The organism is Cryobacterium sp. 10I1, assembly GCF_035019805.1.
Taxonomy (GTDB): domain Bacteria; phylum Actinomycetota; class Actinomycetes; order Actinomycetales; family Microbacteriaceae; genus Cryobacterium; species Cryobacterium glucosi.
The window spans coordinates 1-9,403 of the sequence record NZ_JASJVF010000128.1 but is presented as its reverse complement, the minus strand read 5'-3'; the positions used below and the strand labels follow the sequence as shown (position 1 = coordinate 9,403).

Annotated in this window: 10 protein-coding genes; 8 read left to right on the top strand and 2 right to left on the bottom strand. The window is 68.8% G+C overall.

Annotation, left to right across the window (positions count from 1 at the left end):
* Window positions 1-947, top strand: a 947-nt coding sequence (locus QN345_RS11800) for a helix-hairpin-helix domain-containing protein (protein ID WP_323508676.1), incomplete at its 5' end; no start/stop codon positions are given.
* A gap of 21 nt (window positions 948-968) precedes the next feature.
* Here the strand turns inward: QN345_RS11800 and QN345_RS11795 are convergent.
* Window positions 969-1,733 carry an alpha/beta hydrolase gene (locus tag QN345_RS11795; RefSeq protein WP_322189771.1) on the bottom strand — a complete coding sequence of 255 codons (765 nt, stop codon included), beginning with the start codon at window positions 1,731-1,733 and terminating at the stop codon, window positions 969-971.
* Window positions 1,730-2,266 (bottom strand): PadR family transcriptional regulator, encoded by a 537-nt coding sequence (locus tag QN345_RS11790; RefSeq protein ID WP_322189770.1) that lies wholly within the window; start codon window positions 2,264-2,266, stop codon window positions 1,730-1,732. The genes QN345_RS11795 and QN345_RS11790 overlap by 4 nt, the downstream gene beginning before the upstream one ends.
* Window positions 2,267-2,522: 256 nt before the next feature.
* On the opposite strand from QN345_RS11790, the gene QN345_RS11785 reads away from it, so the two are divergent.
* The 7 genes from QN345_RS11785 to QN345_RS11755 all read left to right on the top strand — a co-directional run.
* On the top strand, window positions 2,523-3,770 hold the full coding sequence (locus QN345_RS11785; RefSeq protein ID WP_166787315.1) for an alpha/beta hydrolase: 1,248 nt from the start codon (window positions 2,523-2,525) through the stop codon (window positions 3,768-3,770).
* Between the two features lie 35 nt (window positions 3,771-3,805).
* Window positions 3,806-4,102, top strand: coding sequence for an Asp-tRNA(Asn)/Glu-tRNA(Gln) amidotransferase subunit GatC (gene gatC / locus QN345_RS11780; RefSeq protein WP_134447662.1), 297 nt, complete (start codon window positions 3,806-3,808; stop codon window positions 4,100-4,102).
* A 2-nt stretch (window positions 4,103-4,104) separates the two neighbouring features.
* Window positions 4,105-5,652, top strand: a complete 1,548-nt coding sequence (gatA, locus tag QN345_RS11775; protein ID WP_134447664.1) for an Asp-tRNA(Asn)/Glu-tRNA(Gln) amidotransferase subunit GatA — start codon at window positions 4,105-4,107, stop codon at window positions 5,650-5,652.
* The gene (gatB, locus tag QN345_RS11770) at window positions 5,652-7,157 is read left to right on the top strand and encodes an Asp-tRNA(Asn)/Glu-tRNA(Gln) amidotransferase subunit GatB (RefSeq protein WP_134447666.1); all 1,506 of its coding nucleotides are present in this window, start codon (window positions 5,652-5,654) and stop codon (window positions 7,155-7,157) included. Before gatA ends, gatB begins: the two co-directional genes overlap by 1 nt.
* Window positions 7,157-7,465 (top strand): hypothetical protein, encoded by a 309-nt coding sequence (locus QN345_RS11765; protein ID WP_134447668.1) that lies wholly within the window; start codon window positions 7,157-7,159, stop codon window positions 7,463-7,465. The genes gatB and QN345_RS11765 overlap by 1 nt, the downstream gene beginning before the upstream one ends.
* Before the next feature lie 5 nt (window positions 7,466-7,470).
* The gene (locus tag QN345_RS11760) at window positions 7,471-8,622 is read left to right on the top strand and encodes a VIT1/CCC1 transporter family protein (RefSeq protein ID WP_134560960.1); all 1,152 of its coding nucleotides are present in this window, start codon (window positions 7,471-7,473) and stop codon (window positions 8,620-8,622) included.
* A gap of 338 nt (window positions 8,623-8,960) precedes the next feature.
* Window positions 8,961-9,403: hypothetical protein (locus QN345_RS11755; RefSeq protein WP_323508675.1), on the top strand; the 443-nt coding region annotated here is incomplete at its 3' end.

Below are 9,403 nucleotides of genomic sequence, written 5' to 3'. Positions count from 1 at the left end.
CCTGTTCGTCGACCACGGCCTGGGCATCCGGGCAGACAACGCGGCACGCGTGTTCGCGGACGTCAACCGGGGCGGCCGCCCTCACCCAGCCGACCGTGCCGATCGAGCCGCCGCTGCGCACGGAAGCCGGCCTCTTCGACCTCACCCTCGACGACCTGACCCCGATCGAGGTGGTCGTGCGCGATGCCGAGACCGGGCTGCCCCGCGAGGAGGCGGACGGCACGAACCGGCTGCGCACCCCGTTCCGGCGGAACCCGACGGCTGCCGAGAAGCGGGCGGGCCTCACCGGTCCGCAGCCGTCCTCGAGTGCGATCAAGCTGCTCGCCGAGATCGAACTCGCCAAGACCAAACCGCTCTGGCGCCTGCTGGTGTCGCTCAACATCCGTCACGTAGGTCCGGTCGCCGCGCGCGCCCTCGCAGGCCACTTCGGCAGCCTCGACGGGATCCGAGCGGCGACGCGGGACGAGCTCGCCGAGGTCGACGGCGTCGGTGGCATCATCGCAGACGCCATCATCGACTGGTTCGAGGTGGACTGGCACCGCGACATCGTGGACCAGTGGACCACCGCCGGGGTGCAGTTCCGGACGCCGGACCACCCGGGACCGGGCGCTGCCGCGGCCGCCGGGGGAGTGCTCGCCGGGCTCACCGTCGTCGCGACGGGGTCGATCGAGGGCTACACCAGGGAAGAAGCCCAGGAGGCGATCATCTCCGCTGGCGGAAAGAGCGCGTCGAGCGTGTCGAAGAACACCGACTTCGTGGCCGCCGGACCGGGCGCAGGTTCCAAGCTCACCAAAGCGGAGGCCCTCGGGCTGCGTATCCTCGACGCAGCGCAATTCCGGCTCCTCGTCACCGGAGGCCCCGCCGCGCTCGACGTGGCTGATGGCGCCGTCGCCGACGTGACCGGCGCCGACGTGACAGACGGTACGGTCACCGCACCGACCGACTGACGGGGCCGGATCGGTCACCGGTCAGTCCGGTTCGGGAGCCGTGCGGTGATCGACCCAGCCGAGGACCATCCGGTTGAAGAGTCCGACGTTCTCGATGCTCCAGACGTGGTGCATGCCGGGAGCGATCCAGGTGAGTGTCTGCGGGAGCCTGCTGCGCAGTTCGGGAAAGCTGCGCCGCACCAGGCGGGACTCCTTCTCTCCAGCGACGGCGAGGAGCGGACCCCGGTAATCGCCGAGCGAATCCGGGCAGCCGCCCCGGTTGACGTCCGCGAACACGCGTGCCGCGTTGTCTGCCCGGATGCCCAGGCCGTGGTCGACGAACAGGTCGACGGCGTCGGCAGGCAATCCGAACGCCTTCGCCTGCGCCTTCCAGTACCAGGCCCTGTCCCACAGTCGCAGCTGGAGGGTGTTGAGGAACCGGGCAGCTCCATGGATGCCGGTCACGGGTGCGCCCGAGATCAGACAGGACTGGATCAGCTCCGGGTGCCGGGCCATCAAGTGCACGGCGACGAGGCCGCCGAGCGAAAGCCCGATCACGTGGGCGCTCCCGCCCCTGGCCTGGGAGCGGATGATTTCGGCAACGTCGTCAGCGGTGCGATCCAGCGAATGCCACTCTTCCCCCGACCGGGAGCCGAAGCCCGGCAGGTCCGGTGTGAGGATGTGCCGGTCCGGCATGCCCTCGACCTGCGGCTGCCAGGACCAGGAGGCGACGGTGCCGCCGTGCAGTAACACGATCGTCTCCGGGCCAGGGGCGTCTACGCCGTGCTCGAGCGGATACCCGGTCACCGTGAAGCCGTGACCAGGACGGATTCGGTTTCGTCCAGCCAGGCGAGTTCCGCCTCGGCGTGGACGATTCCGTTGCGGAGCGTGGCCCGTCGCAGGGCCTGGCCGATGGTTTCCGGTCGCCCGGGATCCCGGGCCTCGATGGTGGTCAGGCGCGCGAGCAGCCGGCTCGCTTCCTCCCTCCGAGCTCGGAGGAGTTCGCGGACGCCGTCGGTTCCGAGCGCTCCGGCGAAGAAGATGCGCATCAGGAAGGACTCGTGCGGGGTCTCAGGTTCCAGCGGCGCCCTGAGCGCGGCATCGAGGGCCGCGTGACCCGCCGGGGTGATCCGGTGTTCGCGCCGATCTGGCTTGCCGTCCTGGGCGATGACCGTGACCTCGGCGAGTCCGTCAGCGACCAGACGGCTGAGCGTGCGATAGATCTGGGACTGGTCCGCAGACCAGAAATGAATGACGGATGCCTCGATCCTCTTATTGAGGTCGTACCCGGAGAGGGGCGAGAGCTCGAGCATCCCGAGCAAAGCAATGGTCAGTGACATGCCTATATAAGACCACGCATATATGCCCGCGCGCAATACCCGGTTTTACTGCCCGAATATTTGCACCCGGACCGGGGACAAAGTTCATCCCCAACGGGCGCATTCTTCGATACTCTAAAAGTGCAGGGTGTGCACTTGATACCGTGCCGATCCACCGCTCGGTGTTCGTGAGGGGACGTACCCAGGTTTGCTGTTAGGCGCGGCAATTCTTCTTGCATCCTCGCTGGTATTCAATGGGGCCAGCGAGGCCTTTCAGGTGCACGAATACGCGGTCGTGTCGAGCGACACCGACCTGGGACTGCAGCCCCTCGGCCTCGAACCGGTCGTGTCGATCGACGGAGACGTCAACTCCCTCCGCTTCCTGCGCGGGTCGAGCCTCCTCGCCGGGCTTGCCCGGCTCTCGGTCGCAGACATCTCGAGCTTCGTGTTGGACTTCCCCGAACAGCTCGACTCCCTCCTCGCGGTTCCGCCGGCCGCGACAGAGGTCACCGGCTGGTGGACGTCCCTCGGCGGCACCGAACGCTCCTCCCTCATCGCCGCGGCACCCCGCCTCGTCGGCAACCTCGAGGGCATCCCGTTCCGGGAGCGTGGCCGGGCGAACGCCCGATACCTGAACGAGAGCATCACCGAGACCCAGCAGCGCCTCGCGGGCACGCTGAGCGACGACGACCGCACGAGCGCCACCCACGAGCTCGCCGTCCTCGACCAGGTGCGCACCGCACTCAGGCAAGCCGACGCGGGGCCGCGCCGCTCCCTGATCCTGCTCGACAGCACGGGCGGCGGTCGCGCGGCCATCGCGCTCGGCAATCCCGACACCGCCGACTACGTCGGCTTCCTCGTTCCCGGAATGAACTACACCGTCGAGGCCGAGATCGTGCACTGGACGGACACGGCGAACGACCTGTACATGGAACAGGAGAAGGTGCTTGCCGAACGCGCAGGCCAGGGCGCGGGCCAGGCGAATGCCAGCATCGCGACGGTCGCCTGGATCGGCTACGAGGTCCCCGACCTGTTCAGCGTCGGCGGCCTCGACAAGGCCATCGTCGGAGCCGACTTCCTCGAGAAGTCCTCCCTCGGCATCCGCTCGGACCGCGGGGGGCACCAGCCTTTCATCTCCGTCTACGCGCACTCCTACGGCTCGACCGTCGCGCTCACCGCCCTCGCCCGCGGCTCCTTCGATGTCGACGCCCTCGTGCTCGTCGGATCGCCGGGCAGCCAGATCCAGTCCGCGGCCAGCCTGCATGTGACGGGCGAGAACGTCTGGGTCGGCAAGGCCGACTGGGATCCGGCCGTCAACAGTGCCTTCTTCGGGAGTGACCCGGGGGCCGAATCGTACGGGGCGCATCCGCTCGGGGTCCGCGGTTCGACCGACCGGATCACCGGGGCCAGCCTCACGGCCTCGCTCGGCCACAACGCGTATTTCGAGCCAGGGAGCGAGTCGCTGCACAACATGGCGCTGATCGGAACGGACAACGCGGATTTGGTCACCAACGGCTCCGAATAGAATTGGGTATTCACCTCAACCACAATCGGAGCAACATGTCTGAAATCACGGCCGAGCAGGTTGCGCACTTGGCAAACCTCGCCCGGATCGACCTCAGCCCGGAGGAGATCACCCGCCTCACCGCCGAACTCGGCCAGATCGTGGACTCGGTGGCGAAGGTCGCCGAAGTCGCAACGCCCGAAGTTCCCGCGACGAGCCACCCGATGCCGTTGACCAACGTTTTCCGCGCCGACGTCGTCGTGCCGTCCCTGTCCGTCGAAGAAGCACTTTCCGGATCGACCGACCGCGACGGCGACAAATTCCGCGTGCCCGCGATCCTGGACGAGGAGTAACCATGACCGATCTCACCCGGCTCTCCGCCGCCGACCTGTCCATTCTCCTCACGAGCGGCGCCGTCAGCTCCGTCGAGGCGACGCAGGCCCACCTTGACCACATCGCGGCCGTCGACACCGACGTACACGCGTTCCTGCACGTGGCCGGGGCGAACGCCCTCGCCGCGGCCGCCGTCGTGGACGCCCAGCGCGCCGCCGGTGCCGTGCTCGGTCCGCTCGCGGGCGTGCCCATCGCCATCAAGGACGTGCTCGCGACGCGCGACATGCCCTCGACCGCCGGCTCGAAGATCCTCGAGGGCTGGATCCCGCCCTACGACGCCACGGTCGTGCGGCTCGTCCGCGAAGCCGGGCTGATCCCGCTCGGCAAGACCAACATGGACGAATTCGCGATGGGCTCGTCCACCGAGTTCTCCGCGTACGGCCCGACCCACAACCCCTGGGACCTCGACCGGATTCCCGGCGGCTCCGGCGGAGGATCCGCCGCAGCGGTGAGCGCGTTCGAAGCGCCCCTCGCCCTCGGCAGCGACACCGGCGGATCGATCCGCCAGCCCGCAGCTGTCACCGGATCCGTCGGAGTCAAGCCGACATACGGCGGAGTCTCCCGCTACGGTGCGATCGCCCTGGCCTCCTCGCTCGACCAGGTCGGACCGGTCAGCCGCACCGTCTACGACGCCGCGCTTCTGCACGACGTTCTCAGCGGCCACGACCCGCTCGACTCCACCTCGCTGACCGACCGCTGGCCTTCGATGGCCGCCGCCGCGATCGCGGGCCGGGTTGACGGTGCCCTCACCGGCGTCCGGATCGGTGTCGTCAAGGAGCTGTCCGGCCCCGGGTTCCAGCCCGGAGTCCTGCAGCGCTTCAACGAAACCCTCGCGATGCTCGTCGCAGCCGGCGCCGAGATCGAAGAGGTCAGTGCACCGAGCTTCGAATATGCCGTCGCCGCGTATTACCTGATCCTCCCCGCCGAGGCCTCGAGCAACCTCGCCCGCTTCGACTCGGTGCGTTTCGGCATCCGCGTGGACCCGGCAGAGGGACCGCTCACGAGCGAACGGGTCATGGCCGCGACGCGCGACGCCGGTTTCGGACCCGAGGTCAAGCGCCGGATCATCCTCGGCACCTACGCTCTGAGCGCCGGCTACTACGACGCGTACTACGGCAGCGCCCAGAAGGTGCGCACCCTGATCCAGCGCGACTTCGACGCCGCATTCGAGAAGGTCGACGTGTTGTTGTCCCCGAGCGCGCCGACCACGGCGTTCAAGTTCGGCGAGAAGATGGACGACCCGATGGCGATGTACCTCAACGACGTCACCACGATCCCGGCGAACCTCGCCGGCATCCCGGGAATGAGCCTGCCGATGGGCCTCGCGCCGGAGGACGGCCTGCCCGTCGGGCTGCAGGTCATGGCGCCCGCCAAGCAGGACGCCCGTCTGTACACCTTCGGTGCCGCCGTCGAGCAGCTGCTCGAAGCGCACTGGGGACACACCCTGCTCAGCCTTGCGCCGAAACTGGCACCCACACAAATGTTCGCGAGCGAAGGGGGAGCCGTCTGATGAAGAAGGCTGAACTGATGGATTACGACAAGGCCCTCGAACTGTTCGAGCCGGTGCTCGGCTTCGAGGTGCACGTCGAACTCAACACCAAGACCAAGATGTTTTGCGGCTGCGCCAACGAATTCGGCCAGGGTGCGAACACGAACACCTGCCCGACCTGCCTCGGACTCCCCGGCGGGCTCCCGCAGGTGAACGCGAAGGCGATCGAGTCGAGCATCCGCCTCGGGCTCGCCCTCGGCTGCGAGATCGCGGAATACTCGCGCTTCGCCCGCAAGAACTACTTCTACCCCGACACCGCGAAGAACTTCCAGACCTCCCAGTACGACGAGCCGATCGCGTTCAACGGGCAGCTCACGATCGAACTCGAGAGCGGCCGCCAGGTCACGATCGACATCGAACGCGCCCACATGGAAGACGACGCGGGCAAGCTCACCCACGTCGGCGGCGCGACCGGCCGGATCCAGGGCGCCGACTACTCGCTCGTCGACTACAACCGCGGCGGCGTGCCCCTCGTCGAGATCGTCACGCAGATGATCGAGGGCGGCGAGGCCGACTCTCCCGAGATCGGGCGCACCTACGTTGCGGCGATCCGCGAGATCGTCAAGGCGCTCGGCGTGTCCAACGCGCGGATGGAAGAGGGCAACGTGCGCTGCGACGCGAACGTGTCCCTGCGCCCGCGCGGCTCCGGAAAGCTCGGCACCCGCACGGAGACCAAGAACGTCAACTCGCTCCGCAGCGTCGAACGTGCCGTCCGTTACGAGATCCAGCGCCAGGCCGCACTCCTCGCCGCCGGCGGAACGATCACGCAGGAGACCCGGCACTGGCATGAGGACACCGGCATCACGTCCGCGGGCCGGCCCAAGTCCGACGCCGACGACTACCGCTACTTCCCGGAGCCCGACCTCGTCCCCGTCGCGCCCTCCCGCGCCTGGGTCGAAGAACTCCGCGCGACCCTGCCGGAGCCGCCCGCGGCACGCCGCAAGCGCCTCCAGGCCGACTGGGGCTTCGCCAACCTCGAGTTCCAGGACGTCGTCAACTCCGACCTGCTCGACGCTGTCGAGGCCACCGTCGCAGCCGGCGCATCCGCCCAGTCCTCCCGCAAGTGGTGGACCGGCGAGGTCGCCAGGCTCGCGAACGTCGCCGGCGTCTCCGCTGACTCCCTCGTCGAGCCGGTGCAGCTCGCCGCTTTGATCGAACTGGTCACCGCGGGAACGCTGACCGACCGCCTGGCCCGCCAGGTGCTCGAGGGCGTCATCGCCGGCGAAGGCACCCCGCTCGAGGTCGTGGAGATCCGCGGTCTTGCCGTCGTTTCCGACGACGGCCCGCTCATCGAGGCCATCGACCTCGCTCTCGCTTCCCAGCCCGACGTGCTCGCGAAGATCCGCGATGGCAAGGTCCAGGCGGCCGGTGCCGTGATCGGTGCCGTCATGAAGGCCATGCGCGGACAAGCGGATGCCGCACGGGTACGGGAACTTGTCCTCGAAAGGGCAGGAACGGCCGAGTAATGGCTCTCTGGAAGCGACGCGAGCCCGCACCGGACGGGCCCGCGAGTCGAGCCGTTTTCGGCGTCGGGATGCAGGTGCTGGTGCGGCTCGACCGGAGCCGCTACCCGGAGTCGATGGTCGAAGACCCCATCGGCGTCATCGTCGGGGCGGGGGACACCGACGGCGCAGCCCTCTACGCCCCTGTCTCCGGTCGGGAGGCGATCTGGACCGTGCAGTTCGACGAACCGTTCTATGGGCTCGACGGCTCGGGCCCGCACGAATCGGCCCGGGTTGCCCAGACCTCCCTCGAACCGGCCCCGGAAGCGTGATCGCGATGAGCGCAGCCCAGGAACGTCCCGATTCCCCGAGCGTTGAGTCCACGGCGACCCCCGCTGACATTCGACGCTGGCGCCAGTACCTCGCCGATGAACGCGCGGAGGCCGCGGTCTACCGCGACCTCGCCTCCCGCCGGACCGGTGAGGAGAAGGAGATCCTGCTCGCCCTCGCCGAGGCGGAAGCCCGGCACGAGGCGCACTGGCGGGACCTGCTCGGCGACCAGGCCGGCCCGCCGAAACGTGGAGCGGTGCGCACCCGGTTCCTCGGGTTTCTCGCAAGACGATTCGGTTCCGTCTTCGTGCTCGCGCTCGCCCAGCGGGCGGAAGCGCGCTCGCCATACGATTCCGACGTCGACGCGACGAAGACGATGGCGGCGGACGAACGCATCCACGAGGAGGTCGTGCGGGGGCTGGCCGCCCGCGGACGCCAGCGCCTCGCCGGGTCGTTCCGCGCAGCCGTGTTCGGCATCAACGACGGCCTCGTCTCCAACCTCGCCCTCGTGCTCGGTATCGGCGCGACCGGCGTTCCCGCCGCGACCATCCTGTTCACGGGCATCGCCGGTCTGCTCGCCGGCGCCCTGTCGATGGGTGCGGGTGAGTACGTCTCGGTGCGGTCGCAGCGGGAGTTGCTCGAGGCATCCACCCCCCAGGCGACCGCGCGCACGGTGCTCTCGCACCTCGACCTCGCAGCCAACGAGCTCACCCTCGTCTACCGGGCGCAAGGCATGGCGGCGGACGAGGCCGAGGCGCAGGCGCACGAGGTGCTGCGCACGCTGACCATGGCGACCGGACCGGTTTCGGTTGCCGCCCCGGTCCAGGGCGCCGACATCGCGCACGGGGCTCTCGACCCCGCGACGGACGAGCACGAGGCGATCGGAACCGGCTGGGGTGCCGCGTCCTCGAGCTTCTGCTTCTTCGCCTCCGGCGCCATCCTCCCTGTGCTGCCCTACCTGTTCGGCCTCGAGGGGCTTGCGGCGATCGTGGTCGCGTCCGTGCTCGTCGGGCTCGCCCTCCTTGCGACGGGCGCGATTGTCGGCCTGCTTTCCGGCGGGCCGCCGCTCCGGCGTGCGCTCCGCCAGCTGCTGATCGGCTTCGCGGCAGCCGGGGTCACCTACGTGCTCGGCCTGCTCTTCGGCACCTCGCTCGGGTAGCGCCTTCGGGAGCGATCTACGGGCGGGGTGTCGGGGCTACGAGCCGCGACGGACGTTACACAGTCCATCCAGGATGAACGGAGTCTCACCGCTCGTCGGCGGTGTTGGCGTCTGCTGCCTCGGGTCTGCACCCGGTGTCGAATTCAGGAGATTCTTGGTGTCGGGTGGGATCGGCGGCACTGGTCCGCGGACCGGAGTTGCCCGCCCGGGAGGATCTCCTGAATTCGGAACCACGGGCAGGAGAATCAACCGTCTTCAGGTATGAAACTCGGAATGAGAAGCCCACAATTATGTGAGTAAGTCTCGTCTTTGTGTTCGATTCGGCGTAGAATCGGGGTATGGCAGGAGCTTCCGATCCCCAGTCACACACCCCGCAGACACCCGGTTCCGGGGCTGCGGGTGATCAGCCCACCGCAGGCGCCGAGTCGGCCCATTCGGTCGAGGTTGCCGAGGGTTTCGAGGGCGCTGAAGGGCTGGCCAGGTCGGTGCCGTCGGTGCCGTCGGTGCATGCGGATGCTGTCGCAAGGCTCGTGGAGGCGCAGGCGGTTCTCGCAGACGCCCTGGCGGCGATCCCGGTGGGGCTGCTCAGTGACACAGAAGCTGTGACGGCGCTGAGCACCGTGGAGGCGATCGGGCGGACAGTGGACGCGGCCAGGGTGAGCACGGCGACGGATGTGGACCGGCGGGCTCGGGTTTTGGGCCGGGAGGGCCTGGCCTGGCGGATGGGCTGCACGGGCCCGTGGGATGTCCTCACCCGGGTGACGCGGGTGTCGGCCCGGGA